The organism is Jannaschia formosa, assembly GCF_003340555.1.
Classification (GTDB): domain Bacteria; phylum Pseudomonadota; class Alphaproteobacteria; order Rhodobacterales; family Rhodobacteraceae; genus Jannaschia; species Jannaschia formosa.
In genome coordinates, this window is sequence record NZ_QPLJ01000008.1 from 64,461 (window position 1) to 82,135 (window position 17,675).

Sequence of the window (17,675 nt, forward strand, 5' to 3'; positions counted from 1 at the left end):
CGGTCACTCCCACTCGATGGTGCCCGGCGGCTTCGAGGTGATGTCGTAGGTCACGCGGTTGATGCCCGGGACCTCGTTGATGATCCGCGTCGCGGTTTCGCCCAGGAATTCGTGGCTGAACGGGTAGAAATCGGCGGTCATGCCGTCGACCGAGGTGACGGCGCGCAGCGCGCAGGCGTAGTCGTAGGTCCGCCCGTCGCCCATGACCCCGACGGTGCGGACCGGCAGGATCGCGCAGAAGGCCTGCCAGATGTCGTCATAGAGCCCGTGGCGCCGGATCTGATCGATATAGACCGCGTCGGCCTTCCGCAGGATGTCGAGCTTCGCCCGCGTGATCTCTCCGGGGCAGCGGATGGCGAGACCGGGGCCGGGGAAGGGATGGCGGCCGATGAAGCTGGGAGGCAGGCTCAGCTCCTTGCCCAGCGCGCGGACCTCGTCCTTGAAGAGTTCCCGCAGTGGCTCCACCAGCTTCAGCCCCATCTTCTCGGGCAGGCCGCCGACATTGTGGTGCGACTTGATGGTGACGGACGGCCCGCCGCTGAACGAGACCGACTCGATCACGTCCGGATAGAGCGTGCCCTGCGCAAGGAATCTGGCCCCCTCGATCCCGTCGGCGTACTTCTGGAAGACCTCGATGAAGAGCCGTCCGATCGTCTTGCGCTTGGTCTCGGGGTCGCTGACGCCCTCCAGCGCGCTCAGGAACAGCTCCTGCTCCTCGGCATGGATGACGTGCAGGTTCATGTGGTCGCGGAACATGGTCACGACCTCCTGCGCCTCGTTGAGGCGAAGCAGCCCGTGATCGACGAAGACGCAGGTGAGCTGGTCGCCCACCGCCTCGTGGATGAGCGCCGCGGCGACGGAGGAATCGACTCCGCCCGATAGCGCGCAGATCACCTTCGCGTCGCCGACCTGGTCGCGGATCGCCTGCACCGCCTGCTCGCGGTAGCCGGCCATCGTCCAGTCGCCATCGAAGCCCGCGATGCGCACGAAGTTCTCGTAGAGCCGGGCGCCCTTGGGGGTATGGTGCACCTCGGGGTGGAACTGCACCGCGTAGAAATGGCGCGAGGGGTCGGCGGTGATGGCGAAGGGCGCGCCGGGCGAGGTGCCGAAGACCTCGAAGCCGGGGGCCAGCTTCGCGACATGGTCGCCGTGAGACATCCAGACCTGTTCCCGCCCGGTCGACTCGAGCCCGTCGAACCAGCCCTCGAGCAGGTCCAGCTTGCCCGCGGGCGTGACGTAGGCGCGCCCGAACTCGGCCGTGCCCTCGCCGCGGAGGACCTCTCCGCCCAGCATCTGCTGCATGACCTGCTGGCCGTAGCAGATGCCCAGGACGGGCACGCCCAGCTCGAAGATCTCGGCGGGCGGCCGGGGACTGCCCGCATCGGGAACCGAGGCCGGGCCGCCGGACAGGATCACCGCGCGGGGGCGAAATTCCGTCAGGAACTCGGGCGTCACCAGATTGAACGGGTGGATCTCGCAATAGACGTTCGACTCGCGCAGGCGGCGGGCGATGAGCTGCGTCACCTGCGAGCCGAAATCGACGATCAGAAGACGCTGATGCTGGGACTGGTCCATGGCCGCGGCTTACGCGGCGGCCCGGACCCGCGCAAGCGGGCCGGTGTCGCGTTCGGACCGTCGGCGCCGGTTCCGGGCTGTGCGACGGCGCGCGCAGGCGCTATCGCGTCCCTCACAGGCTAGCGGGAGGCACGGGCATGGTCGATCAGGCACGCAGGAAGCGCGGGGGCGGCGGCGCGGCGCGGCGCGCGGCACGAACGACGACCAAGGTCGTCACCGCGCCGGTCATCCACCGCGCGATCCGGGACTACGAGATACTCGACGACGCCGCGCTGGAGACGATCGAGACCAATGCCGAGACCGTCCTGGCGGAGATCGGCGTCGCCTTCGTCGAGAACCCGGCGGCGCTGCAGCGCTGGCGGGACGCCGGCGCCGATGTCGACGGAGAGCGGGTGCGCATCCCGCGCGGGCTGGCGCGCAAGCTTTGCGCGACGGCGCCCGCGCGCTTCACCCAGATCGCGCGCAATCCCGAAAGGTCGGTCGAGATCGGCGGGCGGCACCTGGTGCTCGCCCCGGTCTACGGCCCGCCCTTCGTGCGCGACGCGCGCGGCCGCCGCTACGCCACGATGGCGGATTTCGAGACCTTCGTGAAGCTGGGCCACCAGTCGCCCTGGCTGCACCATTCCGGCGGCACCGTCTGCGAGCCGACGGACATCCCGGTCAACAAGCGCCATCTCGACATGCTGATGGCGCACATGACGCTGACCGACAAACCCTTCATGGGTTCGGTGACGGAGCCGTCGCGCGCCCGCGACTCGGTCGAGATGTGCGACATCCTCTTCGGCGGGCTGAACGACCGGACGGCGATGATCTCGCTCATCAACATCAACTCGCCGCTGACCTTCGATTCGGTGATGATGGGCGCGCTTGAGGAGTATGCCGCGGCGAACCAGGCCTGCATCATCTCGCCGTTCATCGTCGGCGGCGCGATGGCGCCGGTCTCGGTGATGGGCACATTGACGCAGGTGCTGGCCGAGGTGATGGCGGGGGTGGCCTATTCGCAGCTCGTCCGCCCCGGCGCGCCGGTCGTCTTCGGCGCCTTCGTGACCTCGATCGACATGAACTCCGGTGCGCCGACCTTCGGCACACCCGAGGCGAGCCAGATCACCTACGGGGCGGGGCAACTCGCCCGCCGGCTGGCGCTGCCCTACCGGTCGGGCGGCGCGTTCTGCGGCTCCAAGCTGCCGGATGCGCAAGCGGCCTACGAGTCGGCGAACTCGCTCAACGCGGGGCTTCTGTCGGGTGTGAACTTCATGCTCCACGCCTGCGGCTGGCTGGAAGGCGGGCTGGTCGCGGATTTCGAGAAGTTCGTGATGGATGCGGACCAGCTCGGCATCCTGCACAAGATGGCCAGGGGCATCGCCACCGACGAGGCCGGGCAGGCGATGGACGCCATCCGCGAGGTCGGGCCGGGCGGCCACTATCTCGGCTGCGCCCATACCCAGGCGCATTACGAGAGCGCGTTCTGGAAGTCGAACCTGCTCGACTACAAGCCTTTCGAGACCTGGGCCGAGGAAGGCGCCCGCGACACGAGGGCGCTGGCTTCGGCAAAGATGCGGGCGATGCTCGACGCCTACGAGGAGCCCTACATGGACCCCGCGACCCGCGAGGCCCTGTCGGACTATGTCGCCCGCCGGAAATCCGAGATGCCGGACGCCCATATCTGAGCGGCCGTCCCGCCCGGTCTGCCCGGGCGGGGCCGCGGTCGCGGGGAATCACCCCGTCCGGAAGCTGCGCGCCTCCGCCAGCAGCGCCGTGAGGATGTCGACATGGCGGGTCAGGCTGTAGCTCGTCGCGCCCTCGCGGCGTCGCTTCTCTAGATCGGCCTCAATCGGGAGCAGCTTCTCCAGCGCCGCCCGCGCGGTGGAAGGAATCGCCACCCGCAGCATCCGCCGCAGGTCGCGCCGCCGCTCATAGAGGGCGGTGCCATGGCCCGCCGCCTCGATGAGCAGCCCGGGCCGGCGCATCGAATTGATTTCCTTGGTGATCCTGCACATGTCCGTGATCCCTTGCTGTCCCAGGTCCGGGACGCAGGATGACGGCAGAACGGGGCCCGTTGCGCCTTCGGGGCGGAGAGAGAACGGCCTTCAGCGAACGTTTACATTTGGGAAACAATTACCTGCGCCGTAGATGCCCATTAACCTATTAGTAACCAATCGACGTTGATCTTGCCGTGTTTCCGCCACCCTTCCGGAGCCGTCGATGCCAATTCCCGCCCCGACAGAGACCGACCTGACCCGGTTTCCAGACTGGGTCCCGAGCGCCGCCCGCACCTATGTGGAGCACGCCTTCGACGGCCGTCCGCTGCGGCATGTCGCGGCCGAGCGCGGCTGCTCGGCCTCGACCATCCTGCGTCACGTGCGCCGGATCGAGCGGCTGCGGGACGACCCGCTGGTGGATGAAGCGATCGAACGGCTGGCCGCGGCCCGCCTCATGCCAAAACGAACCGAGGAAGACCCCGCGATGTCAGCATTGCCCGCCAAAGCCGCTCTGATCGACGATGCCACGCTGGCCCGCGAGGGACGCCGGGTCCTGCGCCGGCTCTGCGAGGCGGACGCCTTCCTCGCCGTGGGGCAGGGGATGCCGCAGGCCGCAGTGCTGCGCGGCTCGGGCGATACGCCGACGCGCACTGCGACGCTGCCGCGCGACGTGGCGCAGGCGATGGTGCTGAAGGACTGGCTCAGCTGCTTCAAGGCGGGCCGGGTCACCCGCTACAGGATCACCGACGCGGGCCGCGCCGCGCTCAAGCGGATGCTGGGCGACAGCCTGCAGCACAAGGTCGCCGCCCGCGGCATGGCCGAGGCGCCGAGCCCCTTCCTGACGCAGCATATGCAGCTGAGCGAGCGGGTCATCGAGGTGCCCGGTCATGGCGACACGTCGCTGCGGGTGAACCTGGCCGAGTCGCCGCTGGGCGCGCTGGCGCGCAAGCGCGACAAGGACGGCAAGCCGTTCCTGCCGATGCCGCTTGTCGTCGCCGGCGAACGCCTGCGCGAGGATTTCGAGCGGGCGCAGATGGGACCGCGGGTCGGCCAGAACTGGGACCGGTTCCTCGCCGCGGGTGACCGCGGGTCGATGGGTCCGTCCGATCCCATCGGCGGGTCCGACGCGGCGCGGCAGCGCGTCTCCCAGGCGCTTCGGGCGCTCGGCCCCGGGCTGGGCGACGTCGTGCTGCGGGTCTGCTGCTTTCTGGAAGGCTTGGAGGCCGCCGAGAAGCGCATGGGCTGGTCCGCGCGCTCCGGCAAGATCGTGCTGCGCATCGCGCTGCAACGTCTGGCGCAGCATTACGACGGCAATCGGTGAGCAGGGTCAGGCCAGCAGCCGCACCTCGGAGGGTCTGAGCGCCGGCCGCGCCGCCGGACCGTAGCCCCGCGGGCAGGCGAGACGGGGGAAAAGCTCCAGCAATTCCGCGCGCGCGGCCCGGTCCATCGCCGACAGCGCGACGGGGCCGGGATGGAAGCTCTCCGACAGGACGCCTTCGGCCGACACGATCTCGTGGCGGTCGAAGAGGATGTGGATATAAGTCACTGTCCCCCCCTCGCGCTGGGACACGCCGGGGCGGTCCAGCAGCGCGTGGGCCGGGGCCAGCACTTCGGATGTGCCGAACAGCACCTCGCTCAGCCCGGAGGCCAGCAGCATCCGGTGCTGGCGCGAGACTTCGAAGGCGCGGGCATTGCCCAGCGCGCCCGCCTCGAAGCGGATCGGCGCGAGGCGGCCCCGCGCCGGGACCTCGGTCCGACCGACCCAGCGCACCGCCTGAAGGCCGCGGTCCAGCGTCCAGACGAGGTCGCCGGGGCGCAGCGTGTCGATCGGGCGGGGTCCTTGCGCCGTCGCGATCCGCGTGCCTGCGGTAAAGCACATCACGGCTTCGAAATTCCTGAAATGCGTGACCTTGCCGTCGGCCCAATGTGCCGAGCCGCTGCCTTCGCCGTCAAAGCAGACCGACTCCGCAAGCCGCACGTCCAGCCGGTCGAACCCCTCGCCGCCGTCGATATGCGCCACACCCGACCCGCCGAGGATCGCCGTGTCGTCGTCGCATCCGAGGTCCACGATCTCGACCTCCGCCCGGCCCGAGACCGAGACGAGGTCGGACCCCGACCCGGTCGCGACCTTCCAGACCGTAGCCTTGTCGCCGACCGCGACCGTGTCGTCGCCCTTGCCGCCCCCGATCCGGTCGACCGAGGCCGAGCCCGAGACGGTCACGAGGTCGTCTCCGGCGCCGCCGGTGACATGCCCGGCCTCGGCCGAGCCGCCGATGCCGAGATGGTCGTTCCCCTCGCCGCCGTCGATGCACCCGGCCTCGCCCGAGCTCATGGCCAACGTGTCGTCGCCATCCCCCAGGTCGACCGAACCCTGCACCTTCGTCCCGCCGGTCAGCACGACCACGTCGTCGCCCGCGCCGGTAGAGACATCGCCATCCACGTCGCGGGCGGCCAGCGCGACCGTGTCCGCCTCGTCGGTGCCGGTCAGGCCCAGCATCTCGGTCAGGGCCCGCGTCTCCATCAGGAAGGGGTTGTCCTGAAGGTGGTCGATCTCGGTGTTGCGCAGGATCACGTCGCGCATGCCCGACGCCGCGATCTCGGCCAGGATCGCCTCGCCCAGCGCGGGATCGAGCTGGCCGAAGGTCTCGTCCGCCTGCGCGGTTCGGGTGAACTGGTCCGAAAGGATGTAGGTAAAGAGCGGGCCCATCATCCCGTCCTCGGCATCCTCGGCCAGCCCCCCGACCCAGAGATCGACCTGATGCACGCTATCGTAGACGGAGGCCAGTTCCGCCTGCAGCACCGGGTCGGAGGTCAGGATCGAGAAGTCCTGCGGGTCCAGCGTCGCCGGGTCGATATCGCCCAGCAGCTTCGCCCGGACCTCGACATAGGAGTCCATCCCGTGATCCGCCGAACGCATCAGGTTGATCGCGGGGAGGGAAAAGCCGCTGACCCCCTGGGGCGTCTGCAGGAAGAAGTTCAGGTCGTCCACGACCTTCGTGTCGAGATCCTGCGCCGACTGTCCGGCCATGCCGCGCAGGAAGGCGTCGATCCCGTGGGCGCGCACCATCCCGGTGTCGAAGAACCCGTCCATCAGCGCCTGGTGGCCGCCCTCGGCCGCGGACCCGTCCTCCTCGACCCGCTCCATCCGCGAGGCGACGAGCGTGTGGCCGAAGCGGAAGGCGGCGGTCGAGAATTCCAGCGCGACCTGCCCGTCGACATCGGGGTCGTGGGCGGTATCCGTCGGCACCGCGTTCCCGATCAGCAGCGGCAACCACTCGTCATAGGTGATCTTCTGGATCTCGTATTCGACGATCTGCCGCGCGCCCTCGAACAGGGCGTCGTCGTCCCAATCGGGATGCTCCTCGGCCAGCCGGTCGGCCCAGTAGTTGTGCTCCCTGACCCAGAGCGTGTGCATCGACAGGAGGTTCGGGTTCTCGTTGGCGCGAATGTCACCGGCGAGGTAGACCGCGTCCTCGCCTTCGGTGTCGCCGGCCATGACCGTCTCGGGCGTGGCCTTGGGCAGCAGCCCGTCCTCGTCCACCCAGAGCCGCCCGCCCTCATGCGCGCGAACATCGTCGATCCGGCCCTCGTTCGAGCCGTAGATCATGCTGCCGTCCATCTGCCAGGTGACGGAGTTGCCGAATTCGCGCGGCCCGTCCTCGCCGCTGCCCTCCATGTAGTCGGACCGCCCGACGCCGTGGGAGAAGGCCGGGTTCTCCATCACCTCGTGCTCGCCCTCGGGCGTGAGGCTCAGGTCGTGATCGAGAAACTGGCCCCAGGTCGTGAACAGGGCGCTGATGCCGTTCTCGTTCGGCATGTCGCCGTCCTGGTCGAACAGCTTCGAGGCGACCTCCATCGGGTCGGCGCCCTTGTAGAGCTCTCCGAGCGCGTCCTCATAGCGCGCCTCGGTCAGGCGCGGCATCTGTTCGAGATTGGCGAGGAAGGGACAGCGCGCGGCCGGGGTGCCGGGATCGACTTCGGGATGCTCAGACATGAACGTAACTCACGCGGGGTACGCGCGAAAGTCTAGCGCATCGCACGCGCCTGCGGGAGGGGTGGCGATGCGACGGACTGTTTCCAATCCGCCGCACCGAGGGGTCGCCGGGCCTTACCGGTTCTCGACCTCGACGTAGTCGCGCATCGACGGCCCCGTATAGAGCTGGCGCGGACGCCCGATCTTCAGCGCCGGGTCCGACAGCTGTTCCTTCCACTGAGCGACCCAGCCCACGGTCCGCGACAGGGCGAAGATCGGCGTGAACATCGAGGTGGGGAAGCCCATCGCCTCGAGGATGATGCCCGAGTAGAAATCGACGTTCGGGAACAGCTTCTTCTCGGCGAAGTAGGGATCGGCGAGCGCCTGCTTCTCCAGCTCCTTGGCGACCTGCAGGGTCGGGTTGTTCTCGACGCCGAGCAGCTCCAGCACCTCGTCGGCGGACTGCTTCATCACGGTCGCGCGCGGGTCGAAGTTCTTGTAGACCCGATGGCCGAAGCCCATCAGGCGGAACGGGTCGTTCTTGTCCTTGGCGCGGGCGATGAATTCGGGGATGCGGTCGACGCTCCCGATCTCGCGCAGCATCTCCAGGCAGGCCTGGTTGGCGCCGCCATGGGCGGGCCCCCAGAGACAGGCGATGCCGGCGGCGATGCAGGCAAAAGGATTCGCGCCCGAGGAGGAGGCCAGCCGCACCGTCGAGGTCGAGGCGTTCTGCTCGTGATCGGCGTGCAGCGTGAAGATCCGGTCCATCGCGCGGGCGAGGATCGGGTCGACGTGATATTCCTCAGCCGGGACCGAGAAGCACATCTTCAGGAAGTTCGACGCGTAGTCGAGCGCGTTGCTCGGATAGACGAAGGGCTGGCCGATCGAATACTTGTAGGCCATCGCCGCGATCGTCGGCATCTTCGCGATCAGGCGGATCGAGGCGACCTCGCGCTGCCACGGATCCGAGATATCGGTCGAGTCGTGGTAGAAGGCCGACATCGCGCCGACCATGCCGACCATGATCGCCATAGGATGCGCGTCGCGGCGGAAGCCACGGGTGAAGTTGTGCATCTGCTCGTGGATCATCGTGTGCATCGTCACACGATTCTCGAAATCCTCGAGCTGCTCGGCCGACGGCAGGTCACCGTAGAGCAGCAGGTAGCAGACCTCGAGATAATGCGACTTCTCGGCCAGTTGCCCGATCGGATAGCCGCGATGCAGCAAGATGCCCTCGTCGCCGTCGATATAGGTGATCGCGCTCTCGCAGGCGGCGGTGGAGGTGAAGCCGGGGTCGTAGGTGAAGACACCGGCGCGGGCATAGAGCTTGCCGATATCGACCACGTCGGGGCCTTCGGTCGGGCTGTGGACCGGCAGCTCCCAGCTCTCGTTGCCCAAGGTGAGCGTCGCCGTCTTGTCGGTATCTGCCATGATCGTCCTTTCGTCCCCGGTCGCCGTGATTCGGGTGGCAACTTATTGATCGGGCACAGTTTCGTGCCGGTTGTCGTCAGGCGTTCAGTCGGCCTGCGCCCCCTGTGCCGCGGCCGCGTCGGTCAGACGGGCCAAGGTCTCGGCCCGTCCGAGGACGAGCATCATGTCGAAGACGCTGGGCGTGGCCGTCCGGCCGGCCAGGGCGGCCCGCAGGGGCGCCGCCAGCTTGCCGAGCCCGAGGCCGTTGGCCTGTGCGATGTCACCCACGGTGCCCTCCAACGCCTCGCGCGTCCAGCTAGCATTTTGCAGCTGCGGCGTCAATTCGTCCAGTATACCACGGGATACCGGATCCAGCGCCTGAGCCGCCTTCTTGTCCGGCACGACCGGCCGTTCGGTAAGGGCGAAATGGGCGCGGTCCAGAAGCTGCGGCAGGGTCCGGCTCGCCTCCTTGACCACGGGCACGGCGGCGGCCAGCCGGGCCCGGTTCGGCGCAGGACGGCCGTCGCGCGCGGCGAAGTCCAGCGCGGCGGCGACGATCTCGTCATCCGCCATCGCGCTCAGATGCTGCCCCGAGATGTTCTCCAGCTTCTTGAGATCCAGCCGCGCGGGCGCCCGGCCGATGCCGCTCAGGTCGAACCATTCCTTCGCCTGCTCGTCGGTGAAGAACTCGTCGTCGCCATGACTCCAGCCCAGCCGGGCGAGGTAGTTGCGCAGGGCCGGGGCGGGAAAGCCCATGGCCGCGTAGTCCTCGACGCCCAGCGCGCCGTGCCGCTTCGACAGCTTCTTCCCGTCGGCGCCGTGGATCAGCGGGATATGCGCCCAGACCGGCTCGGCCCAGCCCATCGCGCGGTAGATCTGGGCCTGCCGCGCGGCGTTCACCAGATGGTCGTCGCCCCGGATCACATGCGTCACGCCCATGTCGTGGTCGTCGACCACCACGGCCAGCATGTAGGTCGGCGTCCCGTCCGAGCGCAGCAGCACCATGTCGTCGAGCTGGTCGTTGCGCGTCACCACGCGGCCCTGGACGGCGTCCTCGATCACCGTCTCGCCCTCGCGCGGGGCACGCAGCCGGATCGCGAAGGGCGCGTCGGGATGCTCGGCCTCGGGCACGTCGCGCCAGGGGCTCTGGAACAGGGTGGAGCGGTTCTCGGCCCGGGCCGCTTCGCGGAAGGCCTCGATCTCCTCCTGGGTGGAAAAGCAGCGATAGGCGTGGCCGGCCGCCAGCATCGCCTGCGCGACCTCGGCGTGGCGCGGGGCGCTCGCGGCCTGACTCGTGGCCTCGCCGTCCCAGTCGAGCCCCAGCCAGCGCAGCCCGTCGAAGATCGCCTGCGTCGCCGCCTCGGTCGAGCGCGCGCGGTCGGTGTCCTCGATCCGCAGAAGGAACCTGCCACCGCGCCCGCGCGCGTAGAGCCAGTTGAACAGCGCCGTCCGCGCACCTCCGATATGCAGGAACCCGGTCGGCGAGGGGGCGAAGCGGGTGACGACGGGGTCGGACATGCGGGTCTCCGAAGGCAGGTGGGCGCCTGGCGCGGTTAACGGTTTGGTAACCAGACGCGGGCCAGGATCGGGGGCGGTTCTATGGGCCGCGTTCGCGGAGGACAAGGATGGACCCGGCCGCCGCGCTCGCCTCGCGCGCCACGCTGCCCGACCGGCTGGTCGCGGCCTGCCAGGGGCTGCGCGGGCGGCGCCTTCTCTGGCTCGCGCTGGCCTGGGGCACCGGGATCGGCCTCTACTTCGCCCTGCCGGTGGAGCCCGCGGCGGCGCAGCTCGCCGGGCTGGCGGTGCTCGTGGCCGGTCTCGGTGGGCTGGCGCTGCTCCTTCGCGCCTCGGTCGGGGTGCTTCCCCTGCTGCTCGCGGCGCTCGTGGCCGGCACGCTGGCAGGTTCGCTCCGCAGCGCCATCGTCGCCGGGCCGGTGCTCGACTTCCGCTACTACGGCGCCGTCGAGGGCCGCGTCGTCACCATCGACCGCTCCGCCTCGGAGGCGGTGCGCCTGACGCTGGACCGCGTCCGGCTCGACGGCCTCGGCCCGGCGGAGACGCCGCTCCGCGTCCGGATCTCGCTCCACGGCGAGGCCGGGGCGGATCCGCGGCCCGGGACGCGGGTGATGACCACCGCGCATCTCTCCGCCCCGAACGGCCCGGTGGAACCCGGCGGCTTCGACTTCCAGCGCCACGCCTGGTTCCTGCAGCTCGGCGCCATCGGCTACACCCGCGTGCCCGTGCTGGAGGCCGCGGCGCCTGATCTTGGCCCTTCGGTCTGGATCGGCCGCCTTCGCCGCGACCTAGCCGAGGGGCTGCGCGTCAGGCTGCCGGGCGAGCGCGGCGAGGTCGCCGCCGCGCTCGTCACCGGCGACCGCTCCGGCATGCCGGAAGAGGTGACGGAGGCGCTGCGCCGCTCCAACCTCGCGCATCTGCTGGCGATCTCGGGGCTGCATATGGGCCTGATCGTCGGCTTCGTCTTCTGGGCCGTGCGCGGGGGACTCGCGCTCTGGCCCGCAGTGGCGCTGCGCCACCCGATCCGGATCTGGGCGGCGCTCGCCGCGATCCCGGTCGCGGCGGCATACCTGCTGCTCTCCGGCGCATCGGTCGCGACGCAGCGCGCCTTCGTCATGGCGCTGGTCATGCTCGGCGCCATCGTCCTCGGCCGCCGGGCGCTGTCAATGCGCTCCGTCGCGCTTGCGGCGCTGGTCGTGCTGGCCTGGCGGCCCGAATCGCTGACCGGTCCGGGATTTCAGATGTCCTTCGCCGCGACGGGCGCGCTGGTCCTGGCCTTCCGCGCCCTGTCCGACCGGCGCGAGTCCCTGGGGGGCTGGATGTCCGGCTGGCGCGGCACGGTGCTGTCGCTCTTCGTCTCGTCGCTGGTCGCGGGGCTCGCGACCGGGCCCATCGCGGCGTTGCACTTCAATCGGTTCGGGCAATACGGCCTGCTCGCCAACCTGCTCGCCGTCCCCGCGATGGGCACCCTGGTCATGCCGCTCCTGCTCGTCGGGCTGCTGCTCTGGCCGCTGGGGCTGGAATCCGGCCCGCTCTGGCTGGCGGGACTCGGCATCGGCTACGTCATCGAGGTCGCGCGCATCGTCGCGGCGCTGCCGGGCTCGGTCGGCCATGTGCAGGCGCCGGGCGCCAGGGTGCTGCCGCTGCTCGGCCTCGGCATGACGCTGCTCGCCTGCGCGGTCCGCTGGGGGCGCCTCGTCGGCCTCGCCTGCCTTGCCGCGGCCGCGGGGTTCTGGTGGGCAAGCCCCCGGCCGGACCTGCTGATCGCGGGCGACGGGCGACTGGTCGGCGCAATGACGGAAGAGGGCCGCTGGCTCAGCCGCGGGAGCGGGGCGGGATTTGCCGCGGAGGTCTGGCTCGAAAACGACGGCGACGCGTTGAGCCAGGCCGGGGCAGCGGCGCGCGAGGGGCCGGTCCCGGGCCTGCCGCGCGTGATCGCGCTGCGCGGCAAGACGGGCCTTCCCGAGGCGCTCGCCGATTGCCGCAAGGATGGCGCCTGGATCGTCACGCCGGTCAGGGTCGAGGCGCCGGCGCCGGGATGCGCGATCTTCGACGAACTGCGCCTGCGCGAGACCGGCTCCATCGCCTTCCACCTAGACGGCAGGCGGGTCGAGACGGCGGCGGAACGGCAAGGCCTCCGGCCCTGGACCGCCGCCTGGCGCGCGGCTCAGTAGCTGCGGATGAGCCCCACGAGGCGGCCCTGCACGCGGACGCGGTCCTCGGGCAGCATCCGGGTCTCGTAGGCAGCATTCGCCGCCTCCAGCGCGATCATGCCCTTGGCGCGGCGATAGCGCTTCAGCGTCGCCTCATGACCGTCGACGAGGGCGACGACGATGTCGCCGTTGTCGGCGGTGCCCTGTTCGCGGATGACGACGACGTCGCCGTCGTTGATGCCGGCGTCGATCATGGAATCGCCCTTCACTTCCAGCGCGTAATGCTCGCCTCCGCGGTCGAGCATGTGGCCGGGGACGGCGACCTGGCCGGAGCCGTCGCTGATCGCCTCGATCGGGACACCGGCGGCGATGCGGCCCATGAGCGGCACCTCGCGGGCGTCCACGGATACCGGGCGGGCCGAGGACGGTGCGGCCGGGGCCTCGTCGGGCAGGTCGCCGTCGATGATGCGGGGCTGGAAACCCGTTGATTTGGCGAGGTCTTCTGGCAAGCGGACAATCTCGATGGCGCGGGCGCGGTGGGCGAGGCGGCGGATGAAGCCCCGCTCCTCCAGAGCGGTGATGAGGCGGTGGATCCCCGACTTGGAACGGAGATCCAGCGCGTCCTTCATCTCGTCGAAGGACGGGGGGACGCCGTCGCGTTGAACGCGCTTGTGGATGAAGGCCAGCAGGTCGCGTTGCTTGCGCGTCAGCATGTCCGGGACTCCCGTACTTCTCTCGATGTGATCCGCTTTCGTTCTAGTAAGGTTCCGGTTTCGTGTCAACGATTTCATGTCGGACCGACGGGTGATCCACGGGTGATCCGCGTCGGACGTTCAGTCGGACAGGTCGAGCACCGGGACGGCCATGCCCTCGGCCGCCTCGGGCGCGTGGGGCGGGCGGATGACCAGAGCGTCGGCCGAGGCAAGCACCGACAGCAGCGAGCTGTCCTGCCGGTCGGCGACGCGCACCGATCCGCCGGGCTCGACCCGCGCGCGCATGTAGTGCTGGCGCGGGCCGTTCGCGCCGACCGGAGCGGCGAGGGGGCGCGTCGCGGGCGCGTCCTCGTCCGGCAGGCCGAGCATGCGGCGCAGCATCGGCAGGACGAAGACCCGGGTGCAGACCATCGCCGAGACCGGGTTGCCGGGCAGGCCGACCACGGCCATGCCGCCGAGCCGCCCGGCCATCAGCGGCTTGCCGGGACGCATGGCGACCTTGTGGAAGTCGGGCGCCATGCCCGCCGCCTGCAGCGCGCCCGCGACGAGATCGTGGTCGCCGACCGACGCGCCGCCGACGGTCAGCAGCAGGTCCGAGCCCCGGGCCAGCGCGATGGCGGTGGCAAGACTTTCGGCCGTGTCCCGCGCGATCGGCAGGAGGCGCGCCTCGGCCCCCCGCGCCTCGACCGTGGCGGCGAGGCCGTAGCCGTTGGAGGCGGTGATCTCTCCGGGGCCGAGCGGCGCGCCGGGCGGGCGCAGCTCGTCCCCGGTCATCAGGATCGCGACGACCGGCCTCTGCGCGACGGGGACGCGGGCGTGGCCCATCGCGGCGAGCAGGGCGATGTCGCGGGGGCCGAGCGGAGCGTCCCGGTGGAAGGGCGTGCCTGCGGCGAAGTCGCCGCCCGCCGGGCGGACATGGGTCGTGGGGCCGGGGTCGGCGGTCACGGTCGCGCAGTCGCCGTCGCGGGTGATGTCCTCCTGGATGACGATGCGGGTCGCGCCGTCGGGCAGGGGGGCGCCGGTGAAGATGCGGACCGTCTGGCCGGGGCCGACGCGGCCGGAAAAGGGATGGCCTGCCGCCGCCTCTCCGATCACTTCGAAGGCGTCGCCGACCGCGGCCTCGCCCGCCACGGCGTAGCCGTCCATGGCCGAGGCGGCGAAGGGGGGCTGGGTCTGGCGCGCGGCGACCGGGCCGGCCAGCACGCGACCCGCTGCGGCGCGGAGCGGAACCTCTTCCGGAGCCGGCCGCGAGACCAGCGCCATCAGCCGGGCGCGCGCCTCCTCGACCGGGATCACGGGGCGCCGGCCTGCCAGTCGCCCGACTTGCCGCCCGTCTTCGCCAGCAGCCGGACGGGACCGATCACCATGTCCTTCTGCGCCGCCTTCAGCATGTCGTAGACCGTGAGGCAGGCGAGGGAGACGGCGGTCAGCGCCTCCATCTCGACGCCGGTGCGGCCGGTCGTGCCGACGGTGGCGACGAGGCGCAGGCCGGGGAGGGATTCGTCCGGCTCGATCTCGATCGAGACCTTCGAGAGCGGCAGGGGATGGCAGAGCGGGATCAGTTCGGCGGTCCGCTTGGCCGCCATGATCCCGGCCAGCCGCGCCACGCCGGCCACGTCGCCCTTCTTCGCGGTGCCGCTGGTCACGAGGGCGAGCGTCTCGGGCGCCATCGTCACCGCGCCCTCGGCCACGGCGACGCGGTCGGTGACGTCCTTGGCAGAAACGTCGACCATGTGTGCCGCGCCCGTCGCGTCGAAATGCGTGAGGGTCATGCCGGTCCGACGGGGTTGGGCCTGGGCGCGGCACGGCGGCGCTGGCGGAGGGACCGGGGGCCAGCCCCCGGAGCCCCCGGGATATTTGCGGAGGGAAGAAGGAGGGGGCGGCGCGTTAACCTTAACGAGAGGTTGAGGCGGAGGAGGATGGCGAGGCGCTCCGGGGTCATCGCATCGCCCGGAGCGGCGTGGCGAGCAGGGCGCGGGTCGCGGTGGCGATGTCGGGCTGGCGCATCAGGCTTTCGCCGACGAGGAAGCTGCGGGCGCCGTAGCGTGCCATCTCGGCCAGGTCCTCGGGCGTCGACAGGCCGGATTCGCAGACCAGCATCCGGTCGACCGGCGCGCGGCGCGACAGGTCCCGCGTCACCTGAAGATCGGTGACGAAGGTATTGAGATCGCGGTTGTTGATGCCGAGGAGGCGGGAGGAGAGGCGTTCGGCTCGCGCCAGTTCCTCGGCGTTGTGGATCTCGATCAGCGCGTCCATGCCCCATTCGGTCGCCGCCGCCTCCAGCTCGGCGGCCTGCGCGTCGGAGACGGAGGCCAGGATGATCAGGATGCAGTCGGCGCCCAGCGCCCGGCTCTCGACCACCTGCCAGGGGTCGTAGAGGAAGTCCTTGCGCAGCACCGGCAGGTCGACCTCTGCGCGGGCCTCGATCAGGAACCGGTCGTCGCCCTGGAAGGACGGGCCGTCGGTCAGCACCGAAAGGCAGGTCGCGCCGCCTTCGGCATAGGCCCGGGCGAGCGCGGGCGGGTCGAACTCGGCCCGGATCAGGCCCTTGGAGGGGCTGGCCTTCTTGATCTCGGCGATGAGGCCGTAACCCTCGATGCTGGCCTGGCGCAGCGCTTCGCCGAAGGGGCGGACGGGGTCGGCGGCGCGGGCCTCGGTCTCGATCTCGGAGAGGGGCCGGGCGGACTTGCGGGCGGCGATCTCCTCCAGCTTGTAGGCCTTGATCTTGTCGAGGATGGTCGGCGCGCTCATGCGGGGTCCTTCCGGGTGATCCGGGCCAGGGCGTCCACCTTGGCCATCGCCGCGCCGGTATCGATGGAGGAGGCCGCCATGTCGACCCCCTCGGGCAGGTCGGAGACCACCCGCGCGACCAGCAGCGCCGCGGCGGCGTTGAGCAGCACCGCATCGCGATAGGGCGAGAGCTTCCCCTCGAGCAGGGCGCGGAAGGCGCGGCCGTTCTCGGCGGGGTCGCCGCCCAGGATCGATTCGAACGGATGGGTCGGCAGGCCCGCGTCGTCGGGCGTGATCTCGATCTCGCTGATCTCGCCCTCGGAGAGGACGGCGACCGAGGTCGGCCCGGCGATGGAGATCTCGTCGGTGCCGTCATGGCCGTGGACGAGCCAGGCCGAGACCGAGCCCAGGTCGCGCAGCACCTCGGCCATGGGACGGATCAGCGCGGGCGAAAAGGCGCCGGTGAGCTGCATCCTCACGCCCGCCGGATTGGTGAGCGGGCCGAGCACGTTGAACACCGTGCGGGTGCCGAGTTCGGACCGGACGGGCATGACGTGGCGCGTGGCCGGGTGGTGCATCGGCGCCATCATGAAGCAGATGCCCGCCTCGTTCAGCGCCCGCTCGGCCACGGCGGCGCCGACATTCACCTCGATCCCCATCTGGGTCAGCACGTCGGCGGCGCCCGATTTCGACGACAGGTTGCGGTTGCCGTGCTTGGCCACGGGCACGCCTGCGCCCGCGACCACGAAGGCGGTGGCGGTCGAGATGTTCAGCGTGCCCTTGCCGTCGCCCCCGGTGCCGACGATGTCCATCGCGCCCGGCGGCGCGGAGACCTTGTTGCAGCGCGCGCGCATCGCGGCGGCGGCGGCGGCGATCTCGGCGGTGGTCTCGCCGCGGGTGCGGAGCGCCATCAGAAAGCCCGCGATCTGGGCAGGGGTGGCGTCGCCGTCGAAGAAGGCGGCGAAGGCGGACTCCGCCTCCTCGCGCGTCAGGGCGCGGTCGGGGGCGGCGTCGATCAGGCGCTTCAGGTCGGTCATGCGAGGACCGGGAGCAGGTCGAGGAAGTTCTTGAGCAGCGCGTGGCCGTGTTGGGACGCGATGCTCTCGGGGTGGAACTGGACGCCGTGGATCGGCAGGCTCTCGTGGCGCAGGCCCATGATGGTGCCGTCGGCGAGCTGGGCGTTGACCTTCAGGGCGTCGGGCAGGGTGGCGCGCTCCACGATCAGGGAGTGGTAGCGGGTGGCGTCGAAGGCGGCGGGCAGGCCCGCGAAGACGCCGGTGCCGTCGTTCTCCATCCGGCCGAGCTTGCCGTGGACGATCTGGCCCGCGCGCACGACGCGGCCGCCGAAGGCCTGGCCGATGGCCTGGTGGCCGAGGCAGACGCCCAGAAGCGGGGTGCCGGTCTCGGCGCAGGCCTGCACCATCGGCAGGCAGATCCCCGCCTGGTCGGGGTCGCAGGGGCCGGGGCTGAGCAACACGCCGGCGGGGTTCAGCCCCATCGCTTCCTGTACGTTCATCGCGTCGTTGCGTATGACGCGCACCTCGGCACCCTGTTCCGCAACGTAATGGACGAGGTTCCAGGTGAAGCTATCGTAATTGTCGATGAGCAGCAGCAAGCCGGTTCCTCC

The 17,675-nt window shown here is 70.5% G+C and carries 14 protein-coding genes; 3 read left to right on the top strand and 11 right to left on the bottom strand.

The features are described from left to right. Positions 1-3: 3 nt before the first annotated feature. Entirely contained in the window at positions 4-1,575 is a 1,572-nt protein-coding gene (guaA, locus tag DR046_RS10600; protein WP_115382355.1) for a glutamine-hydrolyzing GMP synthase, read from the bottom strand. A 137-nt stretch (positions 1,576-1,712) separates the two neighbouring features. Between guaA and DR046_RS10605 the strand changes: the two genes are divergently transcribed. Next, the gene (locus DR046_RS10605; RefSeq protein ID WP_115382356.1) at positions 1,713-3,242 is read left to right on the top strand and encodes a trimethylamine methyltransferase family protein; all 1,530 of its coding nucleotides are present in this window, start codon (positions 1,713-1,715) and stop codon (positions 3,240-3,242) included. Between the two features lie 48 nt (positions 3,243-3,290). Here DR046_RS10605 and DR046_RS10610 read toward each other — a convergent pair whose 3' ends face one another. Then, on the bottom strand, positions 3,291-3,572 hold the full coding sequence (locus tag DR046_RS10610) for a DUF6477 family protein (protein WP_115382357.1): 282 nt from the start codon (positions 3,570-3,572) through the stop codon (positions 3,291-3,293). Positions 3,573-3,777: 205 nt separating this feature from the next. Between DR046_RS10610 and DR046_RS10615 the strand changes: the two genes are divergently transcribed. Continuing rightward, on the top strand, positions 3,778-4,875 hold the full coding sequence (locus DR046_RS10615) for a DUF6456 domain-containing protein (RefSeq protein ID WP_115382358.1): 1,098 nt from the start codon (positions 3,778-3,780) through the stop codon (positions 4,873-4,875). A 6-nt stretch (positions 4,876-4,881) separates the two neighbouring features. Here the strand turns inward: DR046_RS10615 and DR046_RS10620 are convergent, their stop codons facing one another. From DR046_RS10620 to gltX, 3 genes are all read right to left on the bottom strand, one after another. Beyond that, positions 4,882-7,548 (bottom strand): peroxidase family protein, encoded by a 2,667-nt coding sequence (locus DR046_RS10620; RefSeq protein ID WP_115382359.1) that lies wholly within the window; start codon positions 7,546-7,548, stop codon positions 4,882-4,884. A gap of 114 nt (positions 7,549-7,662) precedes the next feature. Beyond that, entirely contained in the window at positions 7,663-8,958 is a 1,296-nt protein-coding gene (locus DR046_RS10625) for a citrate synthase (RefSeq protein ID WP_115382360.1), read from the bottom strand. A gap of 84 nt (positions 8,959-9,042) precedes the next feature. After that, entirely contained in the window at positions 9,043-10,455 is a 1,413-nt protein-coding gene (gene gltX / locus DR046_RS10630; RefSeq protein WP_115382361.1) for a glutamate--tRNA ligase, read from the bottom strand. Positions 10,456-10,562: 107 nt separating this feature from the next. Here gltX and DR046_RS10635 point away from each other — a divergent pair, with 107 nt between their 5' ends. Then, entirely contained in the window at positions 10,563-12,626 is a 2,064-nt protein-coding gene (locus DR046_RS10635) for a ComEC/Rec2 family competence protein (protein ID WP_115382362.1), read from the top strand. Here DR046_RS10635 and lexA read toward each other — a convergent pair. The 6 genes from lexA to DR046_RS10665 all read right to left on the bottom strand — a co-directional run bounded on the left by lexA (position 12,620) and on the right by DR046_RS10665 (position 17,663). Then, positions 12,620-13,318 (bottom strand): transcriptional repressor LexA, encoded by a 699-nt coding sequence (lexA, locus tag DR046_RS10640; protein ID WP_115382363.1) that lies wholly within the window; start codon positions 13,316-13,318, stop codon positions 12,620-12,622. The two genes, DR046_RS10635 and lexA, sit on opposite strands and share 7 nt — an antisense overlap. 120 nt (positions 13,319-13,438) lie before the next feature. Then, a complete protein-coding gene (locus DR046_RS10645) occupies positions 13,439-14,614 on the bottom strand; it encodes a molybdopterin molybdotransferase MoeA (RefSeq protein ID WP_115382364.1) in 1,176 nt (391 codons plus the stop codon). Further along, positions 14,611-15,090, bottom strand: a complete 480-nt coding sequence (gene moaC, locus DR046_RS10650) for a cyclic pyranopterin monophosphate synthase MoaC (protein ID WP_115382365.1) — start codon at positions 15,088-15,090, stop codon at positions 14,611-14,613. The genes DR046_RS10645 and moaC overlap by 4 nt, the downstream gene beginning before the upstream one ends. Before the next feature lie 166 nt (positions 15,091-15,256). Next, complete coding sequence (trpC, locus tag DR046_RS10655; protein ID WP_115382366.1) at positions 15,257-16,069, bottom strand: indole-3-glycerol phosphate synthase TrpC; 813 nt, start codon at positions 16,067-16,069, stop codon at positions 15,257-15,259. Beyond that, on the bottom strand, positions 16,066-17,085 hold the full coding sequence (gene trpD, locus DR046_RS10660; protein WP_115382367.1) for an anthranilate phosphoribosyltransferase: 1,020 nt from the start codon (positions 17,083-17,085) through the stop codon (positions 16,066-16,068). Before trpD ends, trpC begins: the two co-directional genes overlap by 4 nt. Continuing rightward, entirely contained in the window at positions 17,082-17,663 is a 582-nt protein-coding gene (locus DR046_RS10665; protein WP_115382368.1) for an anthranilate synthase component II, read from the bottom strand. The genes trpD and DR046_RS10665 overlap by 4 nt, the downstream gene beginning before the upstream one ends. Between the last annotated feature and the right edge of the window lie 12 nt (positions 17,664-17,675).